This window comes from Pseudobutyrivibrio sp. ACV-2 (genome assembly GCF_900107545.1).
GTDB lineage: Bacteria > Bacillota > Clostridia > Lachnospirales > Lachnospiraceae > Pseudobutyrivibrio.
In genome coordinates this window covers 138530-161909 of record NZ_FNQZ01000009.1, presented here as the reverse complement: position 1 = coordinate 161909, position 23380 = coordinate 138530, and the positions used below count along the sequence as shown (strand labels likewise).

The window sequence follows — 23380 nt, the reverse complement described above, 5'->3', positions numbered from 1 at the left end:
TGGCTCCGTGGTCAAGCGGTTAAGACATCGCCCTTTCACGGCGGTAACACGGGTTCGATTCCCGTCGGAGTCACTTATATGCCGATGTGGCTCAATTGGCAGAGCAGCTGATTTGTAATCAGCAGGTTATCGGTTCGAGTCCGATCATCGGCTTCTTCTATTAAATAGAAAGAGGCCAATTTTTTTGAGGAGGGTCTTTCTTGTCTATACAGTATGGACCTTTAGCTCAGTTGGTTAGAGCAACCGGCTCATAACCGGTCGGTCCAGGGTTCGAGTCCCTGAGGGTCCACTTTCTTAAAGTTGCAATATGGCCTCATGGCTCAGTTGGTTAGAGCGCCGCCCTGTCACGGCGGAGGTCGAGGGTTCAAGTCCCTCTGGGGTCGTTCAAATTCAATAGTTTGTTTTTCTTGGGATCTTAGCTCAGCTGGGAGAGCATCTGCCTTACAAGCAGAGGGTCACAGGTTCGAGCCCTGTAGGTCCCATTAGCCATTCAATTGGCTATGCCGTAGTGGCGGAACTGGCAGACGCGCGGGACTTAAAATCCCGTGGTGGCGACATCGTACCGGTTCGATTCCGGTCTACGGCATTAATTTAATATGTGTGTGTAGCTCAGCTGGATAGAGCACTTGGCTACGGACCAAGGTGTCGGGGGTTCGAATCCTCTCACGCACGCTAAATAATTTTTAAGAAGCGTTGAATCTTCATTGATTCAGCGCTTCTTTTCTATTTACAGAAAATGAGTATTAGTGAGTATCATAAGAAAGGAGGAAGTGTTCTAAATAAAAAAAAGTTTTTTTCAGTGCGATTCTAATTAAAGTTATAAAAGAGTTTGTAATATATACATATATATCGTAATATAACGCTTAGAAATAGTATCTCAACTAATGTATTTTAATAGACCGCTATGGTCTGGAGGAAGTAGGGAATGAGAAAGGTAAAAAGTTTATTTACAGCAGTATTATCATTTTGCTTGATTGTTGGCGTTGTTGCTACAAGCACAATCACATCTGAGGCAAAGGGGAAAAAGTCAGCAAAGGAAGCTAATGTTGTTGCAACGTCTACAGTTAATGACCCAGCATTATTTGCTTTGATGGTTAAGGGTGACACGTTCACTTATAACGGTAAAGAGTATAGCTCATCTCAGATTGGTCGTATGAATCTTGAACAGGCAGCTGGTTTGTTAGGTCTCACAGTTTCAAAATCAAAGAACGACGGAAGTATTGAAGACCCTCACGGCGCTTGGGCTGAAGAAAATAGAGCGCAGTTTGATTTAACATTTGCAGATAGTGCGGATGGACGCATTCACATACAGCGATTTATTGATTTAAGAGGCAGTCAACCAACTAGAACATTATTTTCTTATGATGGCAGCGGTTTCGAGATGGACATACCTAATTTGTGTTCAGGTTTTAACTATGACTCAGCATCAACATAGAGTTGGTATGCTGAATATGGTGATTCTTGGAACTGTAAAGCGTTAGAGTCATACCTACGTGCTGGTGGTTATGTTAATATGAGCGATGTACTTAGCAGAAACGGTCTCATCGTTCGTACATATAATGACGAGGCATCTTGGAGCACATACATCGCAGCCGATGGATGGGGTTTCAAGGATACAATGACTATTAATGGTGTAAAGTATCCTTACCACGCATCTGTACGACCACACGATTTTGCTAACCCGTATGGCGAAATGGATACAACTTTGATGATTTTAAAGCCAGACGGTTCAATCGTTGGTTATATCACAAGCACAAATTACCCAACACAGATTACTTATGTTAACGTATTTTAATTAACCTTTAAGGCGGAATGAAATGTTCCGCCTTATTTTTTTCGTTTTATACATCATTCAAAAAGAGGAAAGAGATAATGGAGAATACTACATATGTAAACTACAACGGCTTATTCAAGTCCTCATCCAGTGTTCGTTGTGCATCTTGTAAACACGAGTTCAATTTTCAGAGCTATGTTTCAGGTTTTTGTCCAGCATGCTATGGATAACATGAGAAAAGAAAAAATGAAATATATTGACACTGTGTCAACTGGACGGTAAAATGTAGGCAGACTGATACAAAGTTTTAAGAGATATATCTATGTATGGCATTTATCCTTACGCATATCCTACAGATAAGCAGATATCAGCAATGGATGAAGTTAAGCTTTCACATATGGATGTGACGATTTATGAAATGACATATCAGTTTTTAAAGCTGATTATATGATTGGAGGCTATGATGAGTATTACAATTAATTTACGGTATAAAGGTACAGCCGGTGCTGCGAAAAGATTTGCTGAGGAGATGATTAGTAGTGGAACAGTTGATAAGATTCGTAGTGAAGCAGGAAATCTCAGATATGAATATTTTCAGTCTCTGGAAGATCCGGAAACAATTCTTTTGATAGACAGTTGGGAAAATCAGGAATCCATCGATATTCACCATGCTTCACCTATGATGAATACAATTATGGAACTTCGAGAAAAGTATGACCTTCACATGACTGTAGAAAGGTATAGCTCTGATGACAGCATGCCTGAGCGGGATGCAGATTTTATAAGGAAATAAAAATTTAATTGCATGAGTAAAATATGAGTTGTATTTTTAAATGCAGGTGGAAACAGGATAGATGGAATTGGATTAGGAAGGAGAGATAAAGATGAGCGAGAAAATAGTACAGACAGCAGGAAGAAATCAGCTTGGAGAATTTGCACCGGAATTTGCGCATTTTAATGATGATATTCTTTTTGGTGAAAACTGGACTAATCAGGATATAGATGTAAAGACAAGATGTATAATCACCGTTGTGGCTCTTATGTCTCAGGGGATTACTGATAGCAGTCTTAAGTATCATATTGAAAATGCCAAAAATAATGGTGTATCACAAAAAGAAATGGCAGCAATCATTACACATGTAGCGTTTTATGCTGGATGGCCTAAAGCGTGGGCGGTGTTTAATCTAGCAAAAGAAGTTTATGGTGAATAAGCAATAAGTACAAATATATAAGAAATGTAGGAGACGTGTAGACCTGATGGCCTATGCGTCTTTTTTGTTATAATGCCTTGCTGTGCGAACTAAAAATACTGCGCAATATAGATAGACAGAGTGTCAGTTATGTTGCATAATTATATTTGTATAACATAATTAAAGCATTATAGTAAAGCTAATCAAAGACGAAAATCAGGGGAGATTTGTTATGTTAGTAAAAGGTAAATCATTAGCAGCAATTACATTATGTGCAGCACTACTTGTGGGGTGCGGGAAAACAGCGGAAGTTCAGTCAACGTCTTCTAATGAGTTTGAAGGTACATCGGATAAGAAAGAAGAAATAGTCATACCGGCAATAAATTGTTATTGGGCAAAAGAGGATACTTCAGGAGTATATTATTTTTCGGATAAGAAATTGTATAAATATGATGATGCTGAAAGTACCATAGTGACTGAGAATTTAATAGCTCCATATGATTTCGCAGTATATGATGGTACGATTTATACATTGGAAAATTCAGGCGATGAAAAAAATCCATTAAGATTATTCATATACGATAAGTATGCTGACAATTTTGATGAATTGATGAGTTTTGAAAATCAGGTGCATGCAATTAACACCAGTGGGCATTATATAATTGCCACAACAGATACTTCAGATAAGTATGAAATATATGATATTAGCTCGCCTGATTCTCCACAGAAAGTAGATGTAAATGAGGTGGAATTAGTTAGTGAGCCTGTTGATGATACTAGCCAGGTCGATGATATCCATAGGATAGCTATTTTTGATGATTTGATGTTGATAAGAAATGATGAAGGTAGTGTACAAGTGACCAGCAATAAGTAAAATGATGTTGGTGTGGATGATTAAATCAGAAATAGGGAGACATATATTTTGAGAAAAAATAAACTGAATAAAACAATAATTAAGCAGATAATATTTAAATCCGCAATTATTTCAGTGGGAGCTAATGCTTTTTGTGCTTTGTTGGATTTTATTTTAAAGCATGAATTTTCACTATATGATACAGTTATCACTTGTGCGCAGTTTTTTGTAATACTTTGCCTGATGTTTATTATTGCTCCATGGATGAGGAAAACAGCTAACATTGATGATGAAAAAGATTCTTAAAATTATTTTATTAATACTTCTGACTATTGCAGGGGCTTCAATTATTAAGGCACACAGATTTCTGTTTTCTGGTAATTATCAGGCAGATGGATTGAGATTGCGCGCATTTTGGGAAACTGCGCTATTTTACTATATTTATGTAGTGTGGGCAGTAATAGTTATAGTAATTGCAAGAATGTTGTATAAGTGGGTTTCTGAGTCGGTCCGGAAGGGAATTATAGCTCTTTCTATAGTTGCGCTTCTTGTAATAGGTGCATCTTGGTTTATGCATGGATTTGGGTTAGAAATATCTCAGGGTAAGGAAATTAATGTTTACGGCGATGGGATTGTACTTGTCAAAAAAGAAGATTGGCTGGGTTCTGCATATGGATACTCCTATATGAAAATTGAAAATAAGATTTTTATTCGAGATATGACACCTGCTGAAGCACATGAGGCTATTAAACTCCATGGAGAGCTACCTCCTGATTCTTCCCAATATAGCTATTTCTCTGATCTATTTGCTGATACGCCTTCAAAAATCATTGTTCATGGATTTGATGAAACTGACTATATAATCGAGGATGTAGTTCAGCTTGGAACTATTACTAATACTTTGAGCCATTGTTCCTATTGGGTGGTTCCAGAAGATGACCACATCGAAGGCTTTTATATGCTTGATATTTTATATGATGATAAAACAATTTCGATAGGAGTTGATAACAAACATCTTGCATATAATGGTGAGCAATACATGGTGACAGAAGGTTCACTCAGTAAAGTGGTATCTATTATAGAATCTGTCATAGGAGATTAAAAAGGAAGCCACTGGAATATATGGTCAGGTAGTCCTAGACGCCTCTTTAAGGAATGTAATGTACTTTTGAGTTAATGGTGATTGAGGGATGCCTGAAGGCAGAATGTACCCAATCTCCATGTAGTCATCAATGGCTAGAGGCTTTGCGATTATGTGGGGGCCGTTTAGTTCTTCGCTGATAATACCGCTACAGATGGTGTAGCCATTAAGGCCAACAAGTAGGTTGAAAAGGGTGGCACGGTCTCTAACAATTATTTCCTTGTCACAATCCATGGTGCTCAAGATTTCCTCGGCAAAATAGAATGAATTATGTGTTCCCTGCTCGTAGGATAGACGAGGAAAAGGCGCTAAGTCTGCTAAGGTGATTTTATTTTTCTTAGCCAATGGGCTGTTTTTTCCGATGAAAACATGAGGCTTGGCAATAAACAGGGTGGTGAAATTAAGCCCATTATCCCTAAGGGTTTTTCTGATGATAGTTTCATTAAATTTGTTTAGGTACAGAACTCCTATTTCACTTCTTCGGTGTGCCACATCATCAATAATGTCGTAGGTCTGGGTTTCTCTCATGTGAAATTCGTATTTAACTCCACCTGCTTCTCTTAACAATTCAACAAAGGCTTCAACCGCAAAGGAATAGTGTTGGGCAGAAACACAAAAACGCTGTTTGCCATGGTCTTTGCCTGTGTATCTTTCCTCAATGAGGTTGGCCTGCTCTAAAAGCTGTCTGGCGTATCCTAGAAATTCATCGCCGGCAGTGGTTATTTCAATTCCCTTATTTGATCTATTAAATATCGTAATTCCGTATTCATTTTCTAATTCCTTGATAGCTGAAGTCAGGCTGGGCTGTGAAATAAAAAGCTGTTTGGCAGCTTCTGTAATATTGCCGATTTCTGCTACGGTAATTATATATTTCAATTGTTTTAAGGTCATGAAATTATCCCTCTTACTATAAATAATAACTATATAATAAGTAATACCATAAATAAAATCTATGGCAAAACTAAAGATTTATATATTTTACCTATAAAGTTAGTAGGCATATAATTCTCTCATATTAAAACGAAGCGAGGAGCGAAGATATGAGTGAATTGAGAATACCAGGAAGATATGATTTTGTAGGAAGCTTTTTGAGACCAGAGGCTTTGAAAAAAGCAAAGGCACTTTTTACAGAGGGAGAAATAACAGAGACCCAGTATAACCAGGTTGTAGAGGATGAAATAAAAAAGATTGTGGCAAAGCAGAAGGAGCTTGGTTTTCATATTATTACAGACGGGGAGTTTAGACGTAGCTTTTGGCATTTAGATTTTATGTGGGGGCTTGATGGAGTTGCTCACGAGAACAACGGAAGGGGAGTGAAATTTGATGCAGAGCTGGCTCTTTTGGATGACACCTATCTCGTAGGAAAAATAAAGGCGAAGCCTCATCCATTTGTAGAGTACTTCAAGTTTTTAAAGCAGTTTGAGGATGAGGATACTATTGCAAAATATACAATCCCAGCACCTGCCCAGACATTTCAGCAGATGATTGTACCGGACAATTATGAAACCACTAGAAAGTTCTATCCAACAAATGAAGAACTTATTCAGGATATTGGGCTTGCTTATCAGGATATCATAAAACAGTTTTATGAAGCAGGATGTCGTAATTTACAGCTAGATGATTGTACATGGGGCGCTATTGTAGGGGATGCAGCGAAACTTAGATATAAATCCCTTGGAATCGATTTAGAGGATATAAAGCAACAGCTACTTAATGTAAACAATCTGGCATTACAAAATAAGCCAGAGGATATGGTAATCACATCCCACATTTGTAGGGGCAATTATCACTCGACATTTTTTAACAGCGGTGCATATGATTCTGTAGCAGATTATGTTTTTGCAAAAGAAAACGTAAATGCGTTATTTTTAGAATATGATGACGATAGATCAGGTGGATTTAAGCCTCTTGAAAAAATATCCTCAGATAAAACTGTAGTGCTTGGACTTATAACCACAAAATCACCAAAGCTTGAAGATAAAGAAACGATAAAAAAACGTATATACGAAGCAGCAAAATATGTTCCTCTTGAAAGACTGTGCCTCAGTCCACAATGTGGATTTGCATCCTGCGAAATTGGTAACAAGCTAACTGAAGAAGAACAATGGGCAAAGCTTGCGCTTGTGAAAGAAATAGCTGACGAGGTTTGGAAATAAATAAAAAAAGCTGTAAGCTCTAAATAGAGGGCTTGCAGCTTTTTAACGTTCGTTGTTAGCTTTTAGTCATAGCTCATAATCTGTGACATTTCATATGCGTCCATATACTGGCAGGTAAACATATCCGCAGTATCTGTGATGATATAAGGAACCTTGTTTATTACACAATATCTGTAAATTGGAGCATCATTGACATAGATATCCTGATAATTACCAACATCCGCAGAGTAACCGCTTTGGGTAGTATAGCTGGTGTAGGCATGATTTTTACCATCGTTGATGTAAAGGATTTTGTCGCCTTTCTTGTTGCTATACATACCGATGATGACTTCTGCACCGGCATCATTTGTGCCATCGAGACCAATTTCGAGTTTAGCTCCTTTTAGATATTTTGCAGATTCGTCTGCCGCATATGCTTTATTAGGAGCGAGTGCTCCCGTGAACAGAACCATAAGTGTAAGAGCCATACCAGTTATTTTTACTATTCTTTTTTTCATGATTAATCGCCTTCCTTTTTGTTATTTTGTATCACCTTATGGAACAATAATAATACTGTGAGTGTCACAAAACAGTCACAGTGGGGTGAAGAAGTATAAGAAATAATAAATTTTCCACATTTTAGTAATAAGCATCAGAAAACACAATTTGTTGACATTTATTAGATACAATATCCTCCACGAGGAGGAATTGATATGAACAATTTGAAAATGGTTAACAGAAAAGAGTTAAGAAAATTGAAAGGTGTTTTGGTGGCGTTCCTGTGCGTGATGGTGTTATCAGGAGTGACGGGTGATGCCATAGTAGCAAACGCTAAAGGCAGTGATCCATTATCCTACTGGACCCAAGAGGCGCCTGCAAAGGTGGAGCTTACAAGCTATATGAAGGATATCACCAGTAAGAAAAGTGCAAATTATATCCCAGTGGAGGATAGAATTGCAGTATTCGATTTGGATGGAACTCTTTGCTGCGAGACAGACCCTGTATATTTTGATCATGAGCTTTTAGTGTATAGAGTTTTTGGTGATCCTACATACAAGGACAAGGCAACAGATTTTGAAAAGGCAGTTGCAGCAAAAGTATTACAGTTTGCAGAGACAGGCACCTATCCAGAGGAGCTTAGCAATGAGCATGGCCAGGCAATAGCATCATCATTTTCAGGAATGACCGTCGATGAATTTACACAGTATGTCAAGAATTTTAAGAATACCCCAATGAATGGCTACAACGGCATGACAAAGGGGGAGGCTTTCTATCAGCCTATGATTCAGATTATTAACTATCTGCAGAAAAATGATTTCACAGTGTATGTGGTTTCAGGAACAGACAGACTTATATTAAGAGGCCTAGTAGATGGCGCACTTCCTGTACCGGCTCGCCAGATTATAGGTTCAGATGAGACGATAGTTGCAAGTAGTCAAAATGGTGAAGATGGACTTGTATATCAGATGAAGGCAGACGATTCACTTGTTTTAGGTGGAGACTTTATCATTAAGAATCTAAAAATGAATAAGGTATCTGTTATAGCACAGGAAATCGGACAGCAGCCCGTTCTTTCATTTGGAAACAGCTCAGGCGATTACAGCATGGCTGAATATGTGGTAAGCCATAACAAGTATAAGAGCATGGCATTTATGCTCTGCTGTGACGATACAGTTAGAGAAAATGGAAAGCTTACAGCAGCTGAGAAGATGTATAAAAAATGTGATGAAAATGGATGGGTTCCAATTTCAATGAAGAATGACTGGACTACAATCTATGGTGCTGGTGTAACCAGAAAATAAAAGCTAAAGGAGCATTGCCTCATGTGAGGTGATGCTCCTTTTAAAGTGTCGCGTAGGTTATTTGATTTTTGATAGAGGGATGAAATTTAGCTTTTCATATTGTTCTGGAGCATAGTCTCGTTTGTTGTAATCCTCTTTTGAAATGTTTTCCCAACCTTCATCCTCATCATAGGATATGAACCAAGGATTCGCACTGTTCTCATAGCCGTCATGTTTTAGGGCATACTGCATAGTTAAGTCAGGTGTTGTATCATTGATGATGTAGATGTACTTTCCGTATTCATCTTCACCTGATGAATATTCATTTATTAATAGAGCACTCCAAGCGTAAAAACTGTCATCAGGACCACCTGATACAATAAGTGTTGGTGTACCATCAACTATTTTGTATATATCGTAAGCTGCACCATTTGAACTACTATTCATAGGACCCACAAAACATTCATCAACTCCATTTTTTGTAATGTCATAGTATGCAATTCCTATGCCATCAATCCCATCCGTATTTACGATATTGGCAAATTCCGGACTCATATTGTTTTCTTCATATTTGGCGGTGCTCCAGCCTTCTTTTGCAGCAGTCTTATATTTTTCTATAATTTCACCATATAAGTCATCACCCTTTGTACCAGCTTGGTATGTATAGGTGGCACCATTTATCCCTTCAAGAGTTTCAACGCATTTTTCGCCTAGATTAGTCAGTGTCTTATAGTTGGCAGGAACGTCTTCGTCTGGGTTACATTGAATCTCTGTAGGGTAGCCAAGGGTGATTGTGTATAGATTTCCCTCTGCATCTGTGAGCTCGCCCACCTTCTCATAGCCATTCCCTTCAAATGATGAAGGGGGATTAAATGCGGATATTGTGAATGCCATTCCACCATAGCCATCGTATTTTGACTGCTTGTGGTAAATTGTAATTGAATTGGCATCTACAGATGCGGCGTAGCTATCCCGACACTCTTCAGGCAATGTGATTTTAAATAGTCCACTTGCAACTTCAATGCCGTTAACTGCACTGGTTTCATGAGTGGTATTTTCTTCAATATCAAATTCAGCCTGAGAAGCAACAGGATTTGCTCCACAGGCTGAAATGAATGACATAGTAAGAATTAAAACAAATAATACCTTCCTTTTCATAATTGGCCTCCTATCTCCGCCTGTTTATGAGAAGATATTATCAGAGGACTTATCACATAAATATCACAGGGATGGAGTTGGTTTGGCAGGAAAAATTAATTCAACTGTAAATGTGTCATCTGTGATGTAGGTTTTGCTTGAACCACCTTGTCGTTTCATGAGACTTGATATGCTTATAAGGCCAATTTTAGCACTCTCATTTTTTCGTGGGGTAGTACGGATTTTATTCGTAAATGAGACAAGGGCATAATCATCATTAGCATCAAAACCGATTTCGACAGGATAGGTTTCATCAGCGTACTTATCAATATTCGTAAATACGTTATTGAAAATCCTTAAGATGTCATCCACGTTTACATTTATCAGGAAGTCGGAAGATGGCATATTATAATCGAATTTGAAGCCCTGGTCGGTAAGTGGAGGAGTGAATTCGGAAATGATCTGCATGAAAAAGTCCATACCTCCAAGTTCCTCCAAAGCATCTTCAGACCTCTTTGGATTTGGATCAAAGGCCAGAAAATATTCAAATAGCCTATCAGACATTTCCTTAATCTGATGGCAGGTATCAAGGGCAGTATTCAAATATTTATCCATTTCCTCTGATGACTTGTATCTGTGTTCCTTTAGGATTTCAAGGTATCCCATTTGTGTGGTCAGTGGTGTGCGTAAATCGTGGGATAGTGCGGTGACCAGACTATTGTTGGCCTGAAGAGCCTTCTTTTCATTTTCCATCTGCTGTGATAAAGCAATGCGCATAGAATTTAAGCTTTCTGCCACGTGGGTAATCTCATCATTCCCTTTTACAGGAATGTTGTAATTCAGGTCACCGGCTTCCAATATATTTATGCCGGAAGTGACATCATTGATATAATGAATTTTCTTGCGAACACGAATGGTGATTATAAAGATTACCAGGGCGGCACAAAGGAAAAAGCTGGTGTTTTGAAGGATGTTATACAGTTCATACTGAAAATCCTCAAAGCCTCTAAGGGTGCATTCTCCATCTGCAAGAGATATGGTATAGGTAAATGTATAGAGGTAGTCCAGATAGGAATTTTCTTCTAATTCTTTGTCGTATTCTTTTATTGTGGCAGCGTCATCAGCGGTGTAATCCGCATAGTAGTTGTAGATGATTTTGCCGTCTTTTTCTATGTAAAAGTAAAATAGTGGGTGTCTTTTATACCAATAAAATATCTCAAGCTGGTCAGAGGATGAGAGATTATTTTCATTTATATAGGCTTGCAATTCGTTAATATATTGCTCTGTCCGGGTGGGTACATAGTTGGACTTTACCCAGGTGGAATCCACCACCCTGGAATTTAGTTTATCCGCTAAGGTATATAAAAGAACACCTAGAACGAGGGCTTCTATAATACAAAGCCAAAGCTCCAGGTATAAGGATTTGGAAAAGAATGCTTTGATTTTTTTCATTGTAATTTATATCCCTTTCCCCATACGGTAAGCAGGTGGGTTGGCTTTGAAGGATCGTCCTCGATTTTTGTTCTAAGATTTCTGATATGAACCATGATTGTGGCGTTTGAGCTGTAAAAATATGGCTCGTTCCAAATGGATTCGTAAATGAGCTGAGCAGGAAAAACTCGTCCCGGGCTTTCGATTAAAAGCTTTAAAATCTGATATTCTAGTTCTGATAGATCTATAGGTGTATCCTCGCCGGTGGAAGATGTCATAAAGACTTCATTTCTGTCTTTTGCTACTTTAAACACATCATGGATGAAATAGCTATCATTTGTAGCGGTGTCTTTTCCTTTATATACGTAGTAGCGGCGAAGCATTGATTTAACTCTGGCTGTAAGCTCGCTATGTGAAAAAGGTTTTGTAAGATAATCATCTGCACCTATAAGAAGTCCAAATGATTTGTCGGAATCGGTGCCCTTTGCGGTAAGAAAAAGGATAGGCATTTGGTAGTTTTCTCTTATTTTTTTACACACATCAAGACCGGAGATGCCTGGCATCATAATATCAAGAATGATTAAATCTATGCTGTCATCAACAAGTGTCAGGGCAGTATCCCCGTCGGGAGCTTCTATAATGGAGTAGCCCTCGCTTTCAAGAAGGATATGCAAAATATTTCTAATTTCTTCATTGTCGTCTACGACAAGTATCTTTTGATTTCCCATAAATGTCCTCTTTATTATTTGAAAGGCAATCTGGCCATTATCAGTTCATTATTATGACTGTATAGTAACACAAATATTTTCACAAAATATGAAAATAAAGTTTCTTAAGGTTTCTTTAGATTTACTTTAGGAGTTTCTTAAGAGTTGGTTGGCATAATAGGTATCGTGGCAGGGGAAATTCACGGAGGAAATAATAATGAAATTAAAAGAAGTACTTGAAAAGATAAATATTTTTGGAAAAGAAGAAGAGTATTTTGATGATGAAATAGATGAAAAATTGGCCAATGAAGAAGCTGAGTCAAACGAAAGATTTTTAAAGAAATTTAATAAGAGAGTTATTGCAGCTATGATTGCAGCAGCACTTTTGATAAGTGCAATTGCTGGAGTGTCTGGGGTGCGTTATATGATGGCTCAGGCCAAGGAAACTGAGGAAGAAGTGGCGACAGTATCTGTAGTAAAGCAGGATGTTCAAAAAACTTTATCTGCCACAGGAACAATCATTTCTGCAGAGGAGAGTGGCCAGTTTGCTACAGTTGCGGGCAGCTATCCTATTGAGGAAGTGTATGTAAAGGTAGGAGATGTTGTTAAAAAAGGTGATCCACTTTACAAGCTTGACATGAAAACAATGCAGGAGACTCTCTCATATCAGCAGCAGGCACTTGATTTACAAAATCAGCAAAATGCAATTGCTAAGCAGAATGCAGATAAGGCTTTAGAGGATGCAAAGCAAAGTGGCGCCGTTCAGGTAAATGATGCAAACAGATCAATAGATCAGGCAGTGCAGGATAAAGCAGCTGCAGATAGAAATCAGTCTAGTGCCAACACACAGCTTGAAAATAGCAGACGTGCAGAAAGTGAAGCAAAATCAGCTTATGATAATGCTGGTTCAGAAGTTTCATCCCTACAGTCAAAAGTAGATAGCTTGCAGAAGGAAGTAGATGCAGCAGCTGGCGCACAGGTTCAGGACTCAGAGTCGGAAGAAGCCAAGGCAGTGGTACAAAACCTAAATAACAAAAAGGCGGAGCTTGAAAAAGCCAAGTCTGATTTGTCTAATGCTATTGCAAATAGAGAAAGCAAGAAAACAGCCTACGAAAGTGCAGTAAGCTCACGACAGTCTGCAGAGCAAAGTTTACAGACTGCCAAGGATGGAGCAGCTACAGCGGCAAGAGCAGTGGACTCTGCAACAGCATCAGCAAACAATACTCAAAACACTGCCAACAATAACATTATCAACCAATATCAATCTGCAAAGACAAGCGAGCTTTCAGCAAAGTCAAGCACACTATCTGCAAAGCAGGAGATTTCAAAGTCAAAAGAGGAATTGTCTAAAGCAGTAGTTTACGCAAGCCAGGATGGAACTGTCACTAATGTAAACATCGTAAAGGGGCAGACATATTCTGGAACAGATGCAGTGGTTATTGATAATGTTACAAGTTTAAAAGCTACAGCAGATATTGATGAAGCACAGATTCCACAGGTATCAGTAGGCCAGAAGGTGCAGATAAAGACAGATGCCACAGGGGATGAGATACTAGAAGGCACTGTTTCATTTGTATCACCTACCGCCACAAAAAACAGCTCAAAGACTACAGATGGCGCATCCACAACTGCATCAGTTTCTAAAAGCCGTGCTACCTACAGAGTGGATGTAACATTAGATAACACCAATGAAAATCTTAGACTTGGAATGACAGCCAAAATGACATTTATCACTGCAGAGGCAAAGAATGCAACTGTTGTACCATCATCTGACATTCAGACAGACTTTGATGGAAACAAATATGTAGTAGTTCAAAATGCAGATGGTACTACAGAAAATGTAAATGTTACTACAGGAATTTCAGACGAATTCTATACAGAAATAAAGGACGATTCTCTTAAAGAAGGGGACGTGATTGTGGAAGCAGGATTAGATGGCAGCGCCGATGCAGTTTTAGACGACATGGGCTCTGATGGAGGTATCTATTTTGAGTAATGACATTTTGTTACAGGCTAGAGGCATAAAGAAAAGCTATTATGTGGGAACACCAAATGAATTGGAAATACTGCATGGAATAGATTTAGATATTAGAAAAGGTGAGTTTGTTTCTATAGTGGGACAGTCAGGTTCCGGTAAAAGTACTCTCATGAACATACTGGGAATTTTGGACAGACAGACCGCTGGTCAGTATATTTTGGATGGTGTAGATATTTCAAAGGCACCTAATAAATCATTATCGTATTTACGTAATAAGCATATAGGGTTTGTATTTCAGACCTACAATCTAATAGCCAGAACTGATGCTATTGCAAATGTGGAAATGCCTATGCTTTATGCAGGGGTGCCTGAGAAAAAAAGAAGACAGCGTGCTATAGAGCTTCTTGAAATGGTGGGAATGGGTGAGCGAATGCATCACACACCTGATGAGCTTTCCGGAGGACAAAAGCAGCGTGTGGCCATAGCAAGAGCCATGGCAAATAATCCAGATATTATTTTGGCAGATGAGCCAACAGGAGCCCTTGATTCTAAAACGGGACGTTTGGTGATGGATATATTTCATGAGCTTCACGAAAAGCAGGGAAAGACAATAGTGCTAATCACCCACTCTAATGAGCTTGCAGCAGAGACTCCACGCATCATAACTATCAGTGACGGAAACATTGTTTCTGAAAAAACGAATGGTGGAAAGGGCGTGGCATGATGATAAAGGAAAATTGTAAGCTTGCTATCATAAGTATCAAAGCAAATAAGATGCGTGCCTTTCTAACGATGCTTGGAATCATCATTGGTGTATGTGCGGTAATTGCTATCATGACTGTGGGTAACTCCATGACCGCAGATGTGCAAAAACAGTTAGAAGGCTTTGGCGTTCAAAATATATCTATCTACGTCAACCCTATCGACTGGAATGCAGAGCTATCTGATGCAGATATGCAAAACATGCAGTTGAAGCCAGAGGTGCTCCATAGACTTTCTCAGAAATTTGAAAAGAAAATAAGTGGAATATCTGTGGAAGCAAATGTAGATGGTGGCAAGGTGATAAGAGATGGTAAAACTGCAAATGTAAATGTTCTTGGCACAAGTGCAGGATATTATAAAGCAAATAAGGTAAAGCTGATAAATGGAAACAGCTTTAACAGTTACGATTACCAGCAGGGAAATAATGTGGCAATTATTTCTGATAAATTTGTGGAGCAGCTATATGGAAAAGAATTTGCGCCAGAAAATCTTTTAGGCAAAGAAATAGAAATCAATGTCTGGGAGCAATACTTAAATGTAACAGTAGTGGGAATATACCATTATGAAGAAAGTGGTAGCGGAAGAGGTGGAAATAAAAACATTACCACAAATGTTTATCTGCCGCTAAAGGCAGCCTGGAATTTCACTCACAACGAAGAAATATATGAATGCACAGTAGTTGCAGCAGAAGGTGAAAATGCAACTGAGCTTTCGGAGGAAATCAAAAATTATCTTACAGATGCCATGGCAAATAGCCTTGGAGATAAGTTTGTAGTGGGTGCTTATAGTAACCAGTCAATGATAGAAGAAAATACAAAGACCATGAATCAGATGACAATGGCAATTTCCATGATTGCAGCCATTGCACTTATTGTAGGCGGAATCGGAGTAATGAATATTATGACGGTTTCCATAACAGAACGTACCAGAGAAATAGGCACAAGAAAAGCTCTTGGCGCACCTGACAGTATGATTATGCTTCAATTCATCAGTGAGGCTATTATCATCTGTCTGATAGGAGGAATCATCGGTATCGTTTTGGGACTGATCCTTGGAAATGTAGCAGTACATTTTATGGGATACAATCCACATGTTTCTATTGCAAGTATCTATATGTCTGTAGGGTTCTCAATGGCAATTGGCGTGTTCTTCGGCTACTCCCCAGCCAAGCACGCTGCCAAAATGAACCCGATTGATGCATTACGTTATGAATAAATAATATTTCTTCACATTTTGCACACATTTGAGTATGATGTGGTATTATAAAAAAGTGGTGAGATAAGACTTTCCGCAATATATGAAAGAAGGTCAATAATGAATAATGAGTGGAGAATATGATAGCCTGAACCATAATTATGTGAGTCATTCAGGTAGAAAAAGAAGAAATCGAAGAAACAGACGTAAAAAGCAAATTATTATTGCAGCGGCATCTATTGCCGCTGTTGTTGTGCTTGTAGGAACAGTGGTTTTTGTGGTGAAGCATAACGCTGGTAACGATGAGACCCAAATAGCCGCAGAAGAGCTTGAAGCCAAAAATCAGATTGCTGAGGAATCTAAGGATACTGAAGCTGAAGATGATGTGGTGATTGAGGTGGTTGAAGACACTGAGGAAGCTGAGGCCGAGGAGACAGATGACACGTCAGATGATGTCGCTTCTGCAGATCCAGGTGCTGCAACTGGCGCTGAAAAGGGAGCTACAGTGGATGTGGCCCAAGTAGTTAGTGCCAGCAGTGTAGGTGAGAATGCTTCTATCACCTATGGAATAGATGTTTCCAAATTTCAGGGCACTATAGATTGGGCTCAGGCAGCAAGCAGTGGCATCAATTTTGCCATGGTGCGAGTGGGCTATAGAGATAAAGGTACTGGCGAAATCAAGGCTGATTCTAATGCAAAATACAATATGCAGGAGGCTGAGAAAAACGGTATTAAAATCGGTGCCTATTTCTTTTCAACTGCGGTGACAAAAGAGGAGGCCATTGAAGAGGCTGACTGGGTAGCAAACTATATCGCTAAATACCCTATTACATATCCTGTTGGATACAACTGTGAGGGCTTTGAGAACAACTCAAGCCGCCAGTTTGGATTGACTAAAGATGAAAGAAGCAGTATTGCTATTGCATTTTTAAATGAAGTATATAAGAAAGGCTACACACCTATTTTCTATGCTTCAAGAAATGAGCTTAATGGAGATACAAAGTGGAATACTTCTGAAATTCAGAAGAATTATAAAATCTGGATGGCATGGTATAACCAGGACACTTCAAATCTGGCTACAGGCCCAGCCACATCCTTTAAGTATGCTATGTGGCAGTACACTAATCAGGGAACAGTGGCAGGAATCCCTAAGAAGGTGGATGTAGATGTAGCGTATTTTGGCTATAACGGAACAGAGGCTGCCAAGGATACCTCTGAGCGAGAAACAGCCCAAGCAGATGTGGAGGCTTTGATGAAGTTTACTGATGCAAACGAGACTGTCACAGCTAAAAGTAAAACAAATCTCAGGGACAAGCCAAGCCAGGGGAGCGACAGTACAGTTAAGGTGACATTGACAAATGGTCAGACAGCTACACGTACTGGTATCAGTAATAGCGGATGGTCGAGAGTAGTGTATGATGGTGCCACATATTATGCTGTTTCAAGTTATCTAACAACTGATTTATCTGCCAAGGCGCCAGAGACAGCACCTCAGCCTGCAAGTCCTGAACCAGCGCCAGCTCCTGCGACCGATACGCAGGAAGCGGCAGAGGCAACTCCTCAGGCAGCACCAGGCTTTAAGACCAAATTTACAGATTGTAATGAGGTAATTACTGCCAAGGAAAGGGTGAATCTTCGTTCAAAGCCAAGTGTTACAGATGCGGATTCTACAGTTGTTGCAACCTTATATGCAGGAACAAGTGCAGTTCGCACCGGTTACAACTCAGAATATGGTTGGTCGCGAATAGAATATAATGGACAGGTATTGTACTGCGTTAGTAGTTATATAAAAGTGGTTGAATAATTGCGCAGCTGCCCATTTTAAAGAGTATAATAACTCGATAATTATAATCGCGTCGTATATTCATCAAAATGCATATACGATATCAACAAAATATAGTTTATATTTTTAGTGTTATTTTGTATAACAATTTCATTGTAAATCAAGATTTGTCTCGTTATAATGAATAACGAATTGGCAATATCTATGATTCACTTTGGAAGTAATACTAGTTTTAAATAGCAATTGATTAATAAAGCCATTGGTCCAGGATATTTGTGGGATTAATGGCTTTTTTTGACTTCTTGTGGTGTGCTCATGGAAATGCTCCAGAATTTTAAGTTATACGAGGAGAATAATCATGAAAAAGAAACAGATTATGGCATTGGCACTAGCAGTCGCAGTTGTTACAGGAGCAGCAGGCTCTGTATCTATGAAGGCATTGGCTGCAGCAGATTTCACACAGGCAAAGACACCTTCACAGGTTAGTTATGGTCGTCTTACAGATAGCCAGCTTGCTATCGTAAAGGCTCACTTTGATCCAAAGTTCTACGCTGAAAAGTATGATGATGTGGTAGCGGCTCTTGGAACAGACGAAGAGCTTCTTTACACTCATTTCATTATGTGCGGTATTTTTGAGGGAAGAAAGGGTTGGAATGATTTTGATCCATCAGCATATGCAAGCGCATATTCAGATGTAAAGGATAAGTATGGTAAGGATATTCCTATGTACTATTCACATTACTACAACAAGGGAATGTCAGAGGGACGCGACCTTACCACTATTGATAAATGCGAGGAAGCTGGAATTACAGTTGTATCATTCTTTGATGAGAATCAGCTTCTTTCAGTGGACATTTTTGCAGCTTCAAATCTTATGGGTACAGCAGATTTTGCAACAGTTTCAAATGCATTTGATGCAGTAACAAATGAGGGTGCAGCTACAGTAAACTCTGGTGACGAGACATATGTTATTGTTCCTACAGATGTAGCTGAAAACACAGTAGAAAATACAACAGAAAACACACCAGTTTCAGAAGAAGTTACAGAAGTTGTATTTGACAAGGAAGAGACAGTAGTAATCAAGGATACAGCTACACCAAAGTCAGGAAAGAAAATCTCATCAGAAAAGGTAGCTGAGGAAGAGGCAACATCAGAGGAAGAGACATCATCAGAGACAGAGAATCCTTCAGAGGAGAAGAAAGAGGAAGCAGTTGTAGAGGAACCACACTTTGAGGAACTTGGCAGAGTATACGTATCAAATGGCCAGGGCGGCGTTAAGGAGTGCGCCATCCTTGTATTAAGAAATGGTGAAGGCTATGAGCCAAAGTTTGTTCGTAACCTTACAAGTGATGTTGAAGGTATCCAGTACACTGATATCGTAGCAGTTGTTCCTGTTGTAATCTTTACTGTAGAAGAAGCTAACAGTATCATTGAGCGCGAGCAGTATGCTGACATCCCAGTATTCGAAGCAGAAAGTGGAAATGTAATAGGTTCTGAGGGTGTTACATTTGACTATGAGAAACCAGAAATGGTTTACCATCACCCAATTGATAGTGAAAGCTCATATGACAAGATGATGACAAACTATGTTGACGGTCATTATGAGGATAATGCACCAGTGTCAGTAGACGAGTATGGTACAGAAGAGACAGATTACCAGATTAGTGCTGATGTTAGAGCTGACGAGAACGGTGATGCAAAGGTTACAACTGTTGTAAAATCTGGAGATGAAATTAAATATAAGGCAACTTATGTTTTCGAAGGAACTGCTTTAAAGACAGAGACAGAGTCAGAAGAGGCTACAGAAGCTGTTGAGGAGACAGAACAGGTAGAATCTGAGATCGAAGAGACGGTAGAAGCAGAGTAAAAGTTTGTAAGGATTTTTACTAAGTTACTTACAATAAGTTATCGATATTTAAATTTAGAAGGCTAGTCATGAAAATGGCTAGCTTTTTTTGCTAATAATAATTCACAATTATGTATTATAATCAAATGGACAGTGAAATCTGATTGTGAGGAAAAGACATGATTAATTTCAGGCTAATTAAAATGGCACAAGACAGTCTAAGATATGTCTTGTTTGCAGTGCTTTGGCAATGGTTGGGACTACTGGCTCAGATAGGGTTTGCAGTGTATGTGTCTACAATAATAGCTGGGGTATATCAGCATGATATAACAAACAAAGGTCTAATACTCTCTCTATTTATAGCAGTAGTCTGCATAATTCTCAGGCTCGTTTTTGACAGACTCTATGTGATGGCATCCTTTAAAGCCAGCGTAGATATAAAACGTATCATGAGGAATAAAATCTATAACAAGCTGTTGGCTCTGGGAAGCTCATATCGTAGTTATACATCATCTGCTTCTATTACACAGATGATGGGAGAGGGTGTAGAGCAGCTTGAAGTCTATTTTGGAAAATATCTCAGTCAATTCGCATATGCGATAATAGCACCAATCACATTATTCATTTTTTTAAGTGGAAAAAATCACAAAGTAGCAATGGGACTGTTGATAACTGTTCCATTAATTCCTGTTGTAATCATGATTGTAATGGTAGTTGCAAAGCGGGTTTTAGATAAGTATTTTAAAATTTATTATAAGCTTGGTGATACATTCCTAGAAAAGCTATCAGGAATGACAACACTAAAGATATATCAGGCAGATGGCTTTGCAGCAAAGGAAATGGAAAATGAGTCAGAGCAGTTTAGGAATGTTACTATGAAGGTTCTTTCTATGCAGCTCAATAGTACTTTAGTCATGGATATAATAGCCTACGGAGGAACTGCCATAGGATTTATTTTGACTATATCACAAATGACAGCAGGTCGTATGACACTTGTTGATGCAATTATGTTTTTAATTTTGTCGGCAGAATTTTTCCTTCCAATGAGGTTGCTTGGCTCTTATTTTCACATAGGAATGAATGGCATGAAGGCTGCGGATAAAATGTTTGATTTTTTGGATTTAGGTGAGCCAAGGCAAGGTGTAACTGTATTACAAAAGGGACCTATGTCTATTAATTTTACAAATGTAAGCTATAGTTATGATCATAATAATCCTACAGTAAGTGAACTGTATTTTAACGTCCCTGCAGGAAAAATACTGGCAATCGTGGGAATGTCAGGTTCTGGTAAGAGTACCATTGCAAAGCTGATTGGAATGCAGGTGAAAGGCTACAATGGCTCAATAAAGATAAATGGAACTGAGCTAAGTCTTATTTCTGAAGAGTCTTTATTAGAAATGGTTACAACAGTTTCTCTCGATAGTTACATTTTCCCTGGAACAGTCAGAGACAATCTGTTACTTGCGGGTGACAAGCTTGAGGATAAAAAACTGATTTCCGCTCTGACTATTGTAAATCTTTGGGAGGAATTTAAAGATATAGGGGGCCTGGATTTAGTAATAAATGAAGGTGGAAGTAATCTCTCAGGTGGACAAAGGCAACGTCTTGCTTTTGCAAGAGCTCTCCTAAAGAATAGTCCTATCTATATTTTTGATGAGGCTACTAGCAATATTGATATGGAGTCGGAAGCAATTATGATGGCAGTAATAAAAAAGCTGTCAAAGGATAAAGGAAAGACTATTATATTGATTTCCCATAGACTGGCAAATGTTGTCGATTGCAACGATATTATTCTTCTAGCAGATGGAAAAATAATAGAGCATGGTACACATCGGGAATTGTTACCACGCAATCACGGATATGCAAAACTGTTTAAGGCTCAGAGGGCGCTCGAAGAATACAAGGGGGTGAGTAGATAATGGAGGAAGAAAAAAGTTATTCATCTTTTAATGTAATGATGCGCCTTTTAGAGCTTGTAAGACCTTTGCTAAGGATTATGATTTTTGGAATCATACTTGGAACACTTGGCAATTTGTGTGCCATATTTGTACCAATCCTTGGTGTAAAGGGCGTTATACAGGCGTTGGCTACAAATCAAAACCCGTTTTTGGGCAATACTGGTTTGCCTATAAAATTATTGATTGCTGTAGCCATACTAAGAGGTATCTTTCATTATGCAGAGCAATACTGCAATCATTACATAGCATTTAGACTTCTTGCTTTAATTAGAAACAAGGTATTTGGAAAATTAAGAGAGCTTTGTCCTGCAAAACTGGAAGGAAGAGAGAAGGGCAATCTTATTTCAATGATTACCACTGACATCGAATTACTGGAGGTGTTCTTTGCCCACACGGTATCCCCTGTTGTTATTGCTGTTGTCGTGTCTGTAGTAATGACAGTGTATATAGGTGTTCAATCCTGGCTGGCTGGAATTATAGTTCTTGGAGGATATATTTTAGTGGGGGCTGTTATTCCTGTTTCAAATGAGAAGAACAGTTTTGATTCAGGTCAGGATTACAGGAATGATTTTGGAGAGCTAAATAGCTTTTTATTGAGTTCTATCTACGGCTTACTTGATACACTTCAATATCATAATAGTAAAGCGGTTGCAAAAGAGTTGGACGAATGGGCGGAGTCATTGGAGGTATCGGGAGAGGAGCTTAAGACTTACGAGAAAAATCAGCGTACTTTGACGCAGCTTGTGGTTCAGGGCTGTTCCATTTTAGTTTTGATTGTAATGGTTTTTGATTTAAAAGGTGGTGGGGCGGATTTAGAACAGTTAGAACAGGCATTGACTGCTGTAATAGCAACAATGAGTTCTTTTGGTCCTGTGATTGCACTGTCATCATTGTCAAATAATCTTAATCAGACATTGGCATGTGGAAAGCGTGTGCTTAGTCTTTTGGATGAGGAACCTAGAGTGCCTGAAAAAACAGATGGTGTTGATTATGTTATCAGTGATACAAGTACTACTTTGATACAAGCCAGCAAAATATCCTTTGGGTATGATGACAAGAAGGTTTTAACAAACATGGACGTGTCCATTCCAAGGGGAAAAGTGATAGGAATTCATGGGCCTAGTGGCTGTGGTAAGTCTACATTTATTCGTCTTTTAATGAGATTTTGGGATGTTGACCAGGGCAAAATAGTTTTAGCCGATAAAAATGTAAAGGGAGTGGATATTAAATCAGTTAATACAAGTTCACTTCGAGCTAATCAGTCTTATGTCACACAGGAAACCTGGATTTGCCATGATACAATAGCTAAAAATATAGCCTATGGAAGGCCAGATGCCTCATTGGATGAAATTCAGGAGGCTGCCAAAAAGGCAAATATACATAATTTTATTATGAGCCTGCCAAAAGGATATGACACCATGGTAGGTGAGATGGGAAGCACATTATCAGGTGGTGAAAAGCAAAGGATTGGAATAGCAAGAGCTTTTTTGCATGATGCTCCAATTATGTTTTTAGATGAACCTACCAGCTCATTAGATGCGCTAAATGAGGCTATGATATTAAAGGCGCTTAAGGAGGAAGGGGCTTCTAAGACCCTTTTAATTGTATCCCACAGAAATTCTACAATGAGAATCGCAAATAAAATAATAGATTTCTAAAATTAGGGCATGTATTCCAAAATGGAATACATGCTTTTACTTTTTGAATAAA

At 38.8% G+C, this 23380-nt stretch carries 21 protein-coding genes, 7 tRNA genes and 1 pseudogene; 24 read left to right on the top strand and 5 right to left on the bottom strand.

What is annotated here, in order from left to right:
• Position 1: 1 nt before the first annotated feature.
• The 15 genes and pseudogenes from BLV53_RS11200 to BLV53_RS11135 all read left to right on the top strand — a co-directional run bounded on the left by BLV53_RS11200 (position 2) and on the right by BLV53_RS11135 (position 4919).
• Positions 2-73: transfer RNA gene (locus tag BLV53_RS11200), tRNA-Glu, on the top strand.
• Between the two features lie 7 nt (positions 74-80).
• Positions 81-153: transfer RNA gene (locus BLV53_RS11195), tRNA-Thr, on the top strand.
• A gap of 62 nt (positions 154-215) precedes the next feature.
• Positions 216-289, top strand: a tRNA-Ile gene (locus BLV53_RS11190).
• Between the two features lie 20 nt (positions 290-309).
• Positions 310-383, top strand: a tRNA-Asp gene (locus BLV53_RS11185).
• A 26-nt stretch (positions 384-409) separates the two neighbouring features.
• A tRNA-Val gene (locus tag BLV53_RS11180) sits at positions 410-482 on the top strand.
• A gap of 20 nt (positions 483-502) precedes the next feature.
• Positions 503-586: transfer RNA gene (locus BLV53_RS11175), tRNA-Leu, on the top strand.
• A 12-nt stretch (positions 587-598) separates the two neighbouring features.
• Positions 599-672 (top strand) — tRNA-Arg (locus BLV53_RS11170).
• A gap of 253 nt (positions 673-925) precedes the next feature.
• The gene (locus BLV53_RS11165; protein ID WP_090300857.1) at positions 926-1435 is read left to right on the top strand and encodes a hypothetical protein; all 510 of its coding nucleotides are present in this window, start codon (positions 926-928) and stop codon (positions 1433-1435) included.
• 78 nt (positions 1436-1513) lie between these two features.
• Complete coding sequence (locus BLV53_RS11160) at positions 1514-1795, top strand: hypothetical protein (RefSeq protein WP_090300855.1); 282 nt, start codon at positions 1514-1516, stop codon at positions 1793-1795.
• Between the two features lie 301 nt (positions 1796-2096).
• Positions 2097-2225 carry a hypothetical protein gene (locus tag BLV53_RS17580; protein ID WP_278335393.1) on the top strand — a complete coding sequence of 43 codons (129 nt, stop codon included), beginning with the start codon at positions 2097-2099 and terminating at the stop codon, positions 2223-2225.
• Positions 2226-2237: 12 nt separating this feature from the next.
• Positions 2238-2567 (top strand): putative quinol monooxygenase, encoded by a 330-nt coding sequence (locus BLV53_RS11155; protein WP_090300853.1) that lies wholly within the window; start codon positions 2238-2240, stop codon positions 2565-2567.
• 91 nt (positions 2568-2658) lie between these two features.
• Positions 2659-2976 (top strand): annotated as a pseudogene (locus BLV53_RS11150) (carboxymuconolactone decarboxylase family protein); the annotation flags it as partial.
• A gap of 220 nt (positions 2977-3196) precedes the next feature.
• The gene (locus BLV53_RS11145; RefSeq protein WP_090300851.1) at positions 3197-3838 is read left to right on the top strand and encodes a hypothetical protein; all 642 of its coding nucleotides are present in this window, start codon (positions 3197-3199) and stop codon (positions 3836-3838) included.
• 48 nt (positions 3839-3886) lie between these two features.
• On the top strand, positions 3887-4123 hold the full coding sequence (locus tag BLV53_RS11140) for a hypothetical protein (RefSeq protein ID WP_090300849.1): 237 nt from the start codon (positions 3887-3889) through the stop codon (positions 4121-4123).
• Positions 4104-4919 carry a hypothetical protein gene (locus BLV53_RS11135; RefSeq protein ID WP_139298958.1) on the top strand — a complete coding sequence of 272 codons (816 nt, stop codon included), beginning with the start codon at positions 4104-4106 and terminating at the stop codon, positions 4917-4919. Before BLV53_RS11140 ends, BLV53_RS11135 begins: the two co-directional genes overlap by 20 nt.
• 24 nt (positions 4920-4943) lie before the next feature.
• Here BLV53_RS11135 and BLV53_RS11130 read toward each other — a convergent pair whose 3' ends face one another.
• On the bottom strand, positions 4944-5849 hold the full coding sequence (locus BLV53_RS11130) for a LysR family transcriptional regulator (RefSeq protein WP_090300845.1): 906 nt from the start codon (positions 5847-5849) through the stop codon (positions 4944-4946).
• Positions 5850-5998: 149 nt separating this feature from the next.
• Between BLV53_RS11130 and BLV53_RS11125 the strand changes: the two genes are divergently transcribed.
• Positions 5999-7114: a 5-methyltetrahydropteroyltriglutamate--homocysteine S-methyltransferase gene (locus tag BLV53_RS11125; protein WP_090300843.1), complete on the top strand. Its 1116-nt coding sequence runs from the start codon at positions 5999-6001 to the stop codon at positions 7112-7114.
• 62 nt (positions 7115-7176) lie between these two features.
• Here the strand turns inward: BLV53_RS11125 and BLV53_RS11120 are convergent, their stop codons facing one another.
• Complete coding sequence (locus tag BLV53_RS11120; RefSeq protein ID WP_090300841.1) at positions 7177-7611, bottom strand: hypothetical protein; 435 nt, start codon at positions 7609-7611, stop codon at positions 7177-7179.
• A gap of 195 nt (positions 7612-7806) precedes the next feature.
• Between BLV53_RS11120 and BLV53_RS11115 the strand changes: the two genes are divergently transcribed.
• A complete protein-coding gene (locus tag BLV53_RS11115; RefSeq protein WP_090300839.1) occupies positions 7807-8895 on the top strand; it encodes a haloacid dehalogenase-like hydrolase in 1089 nt (362 codons plus the stop codon).
• A 57-nt stretch (positions 8896-8952) separates the two neighbouring features.
• Here the strand turns inward: BLV53_RS11115 and BLV53_RS11110 are convergent, their stop codons facing one another.
• The 3 genes from BLV53_RS11110 to BLV53_RS11100 all read right to left on the bottom strand — a co-directional run bounded on the left by BLV53_RS11110 (position 8953) and on the right by BLV53_RS11100 (position 12170).
• On the bottom strand, positions 8953-10032 hold the full coding sequence (locus tag BLV53_RS11110) for a hypothetical protein (RefSeq protein ID WP_090300837.1): 1080 nt from the start codon (positions 10030-10032) through the stop codon (positions 8953-8955).
• Positions 10033-10095: 63 nt separating this feature from the next.
• Positions 10096-11463: a sensor histidine kinase gene (locus BLV53_RS11105; protein WP_090300835.1), complete on the bottom strand. Its 1368-nt coding sequence runs from the start codon at positions 11461-11463 to the stop codon at positions 10096-10098.
• Positions 11460-12170 carry a response regulator transcription factor gene (locus tag BLV53_RS11100; RefSeq protein WP_090300833.1) on the bottom strand — a complete coding sequence of 237 codons (711 nt, stop codon included), beginning with the start codon at positions 12168-12170 and terminating at the stop codon, positions 11460-11462. The genes BLV53_RS11105 and BLV53_RS11100 overlap by 4 nt, the downstream gene beginning before the upstream one ends.
• Before the next feature lie 196 nt (positions 12171-12366).
• Between BLV53_RS11100 and BLV53_RS11095 the strand changes: the two genes are divergently transcribed.
• The 7 genes from BLV53_RS11095 to BLV53_RS11065 all read left to right on the top strand — a co-directional run bounded on the left by BLV53_RS11095 (position 12367) and on the right by BLV53_RS11065 (position 23328).
• Positions 12367-14145, top strand: coding sequence for a permuted SH3 domain-containing protein (locus BLV53_RS11095; protein WP_090300831.1), 1779 nt, complete (start codon positions 12367-12369; stop codon positions 14143-14145).
• Positions 14123-14851 (top strand): ABC transporter ATP-binding protein, encoded by a 729-nt coding sequence (locus BLV53_RS11090; RefSeq protein ID WP_334292410.1) that lies wholly within the window; start codon positions 14123-14125, stop codon positions 14849-14851. Before BLV53_RS11095 ends, BLV53_RS11090 begins: the two co-directional genes overlap by 23 nt.
• On the top strand, positions 14848-16104 hold the full coding sequence (locus BLV53_RS11085; protein ID WP_090300827.1) for an ABC transporter permease: 1257 nt from the start codon (positions 14848-14850) through the stop codon (positions 16102-16104). The genes BLV53_RS11090 and BLV53_RS11085 overlap by 4 nt, the downstream gene beginning before the upstream one ends.
• 106 nt (positions 16105-16210) lie before the next feature.
• Positions 16211-17887, top strand: a complete 1677-nt coding sequence (locus BLV53_RS11080) for a glycoside hydrolase family 25 protein (RefSeq protein WP_090300825.1) — start codon at positions 16211-16213, stop codon at positions 17885-17887.
• A gap of 337 nt (positions 17888-18224) precedes the next feature.
• On the top strand, positions 18225-19733 hold the full coding sequence (locus BLV53_RS11075) for a hypothetical protein (RefSeq protein WP_090300823.1): 1509 nt from the start codon (positions 18225-18227) through the stop codon (positions 19731-19733).
• A gap of 158 nt (positions 19734-19891) precedes the next feature.
• Complete coding sequence (locus BLV53_RS11070) at positions 19892-21631, top strand: ABC transporter ATP-binding protein/permease (protein ID WP_090300821.1); 1740 nt, start codon at positions 19892-19894, stop codon at positions 21629-21631.
• Positions 21631-23328 carry an ABC transporter ATP-binding protein gene (locus BLV53_RS11065; protein ID WP_090300819.1) on the top strand — a complete coding sequence of 566 codons (1698 nt, stop codon included), beginning with the start codon at positions 21631-21633 and terminating at the stop codon, positions 23326-23328. Before BLV53_RS11070 ends, BLV53_RS11065 begins: the two co-directional genes overlap by 1 nt.
• Positions 23329-23380: the final 52 nt, after the last annotated feature.

What these genes read in the sequence shown, in the direction of transcription:
- BLV53_RS11165 (WP_090300857.1), top strand. Translation starts at nt 926, where the DNA reads ATGAGAAAGGTAAAAAGTTTATTTACAGCAGTATTATCATTTTGCTTG.
- BLV53_RS11160 (WP_090300855.1), top strand. Translation starts at nt 1,514, where the DNA reads ATGAGCGATGTACTTAGCAGAAACGGTCTCATCGTTCGTACATATAAT.
- BLV53_RS17580 (WP_278335393.1), top strand. Translation starts at nt 2,097, where the DNA reads ATGTATGGCATTTATCCTTACGCATATCCTACAGATAAGCAGATATCA.
- BLV53_RS11155 (WP_090300853.1), top strand. Translation starts at nt 2,238, where the DNA reads ATGAGTATTACAATTAATTTACGGTATAAAGGTACAGCCGGTGCTGCG.
- BLV53_RS11145 (WP_090300851.1), top strand. Translation starts at nt 3,197, where the DNA reads ATGTTAGTAAAAGGTAAATCATTAGCAGCAATTACATTATGTGCAGCA.
- BLV53_RS11135 (WP_139298958.1), top strand. Translation starts at nt 4,104, where the DNA reads ATGATGAAAAAGATTCTTAAAATTATTTTATTAATACTTCTGACTATT.
- BLV53_RS11130 (WP_090300845.1), bottom strand. Translation starts at nt 5,849, where the DNA reads ATGACCTTAAAACAATTGAAATATATAATTACCGTAGCAGAAATCGGC.
- BLV53_RS11125 (WP_090300843.1), top strand. Translation starts at nt 5,999, where the DNA reads ATGAGTGAATTGAGAATACCAGGAAGATATGATTTTGTAGGAAGCTTT.
- BLV53_RS11120 (WP_090300841.1), bottom strand. Translation starts at nt 7,611, where the DNA reads ATGAAAAAAAGAATAGTAAAAATAACTGGTATGGCTCTTACACTTATG.
- BLV53_RS11115 (WP_090300839.1), top strand. Translation starts at nt 7,807, where the DNA reads ATGAACAATTTGAAAATGGTTAACAGAAAAGAGTTAAGAAAATTGAAA.
- BLV53_RS11110 (WP_090300837.1), bottom strand. Translation starts at nt 10,032, where the DNA reads ATGAAAAGGAAGGTATTATTTGTTTTAATTCTTACTATGTCATTCATT.
- BLV53_RS11105 (WP_090300835.1), bottom strand. Translation starts at nt 11,463, where the DNA reads ATGAAAAAAATCAAAGCATTCTTTTCCAAATCCTTATACCTGGAGCTT.
- BLV53_RS11100 (WP_090300833.1), bottom strand. Translation starts at nt 12,170, where the DNA reads ATGGGAAATCAAAAGATACTTGTCGTAGACGACAATGAAGAAATTAGA.
- BLV53_RS11095 (WP_090300831.1), top strand. Translation starts at nt 12,367, where the DNA reads ATGAAATTAAAAGAAGTACTTGAAAAGATAAATATTTTTGGAAAAGAA.
- BLV53_RS11090 (WP_334292410.1), top strand. Translation starts at nt 14,123, where the DNA reads ATGGAGGTATCTATTTTGAGTAATGACATTTTGTTACAGGCTAGAGGC.
- BLV53_RS11085 (WP_090300827.1), top strand. Translation starts at nt 14,848, where the DNA reads ATGATGATAAAGGAAAATTGTAAGCTTGCTATCATAAGTATCAAAGCA.
- BLV53_RS11080 (WP_090300825.1), top strand. Translation starts at nt 16,211, where the DNA reads ATGAGTGGAGAATATGATAGCCTGAACCATAATTATGTGAGTCATTCA.
- BLV53_RS11075 (WP_090300823.1), top strand. Translation starts at nt 18,225, where the DNA reads ATGAAAAAGAAACAGATTATGGCATTGGCACTAGCAGTCGCAGTTGTT.
- BLV53_RS11070 (WP_090300821.1), top strand. Translation starts at nt 19,892, where the DNA reads ATGATTAATTTCAGGCTAATTAAAATGGCACAAGACAGTCTAAGATAT.
- BLV53_RS11065 (WP_090300819.1), top strand. Translation starts at nt 21,631, where the DNA reads ATGGAGGAAGAAAAAAGTTATTCATCTTTTAATGTAATGATGCGCCTT.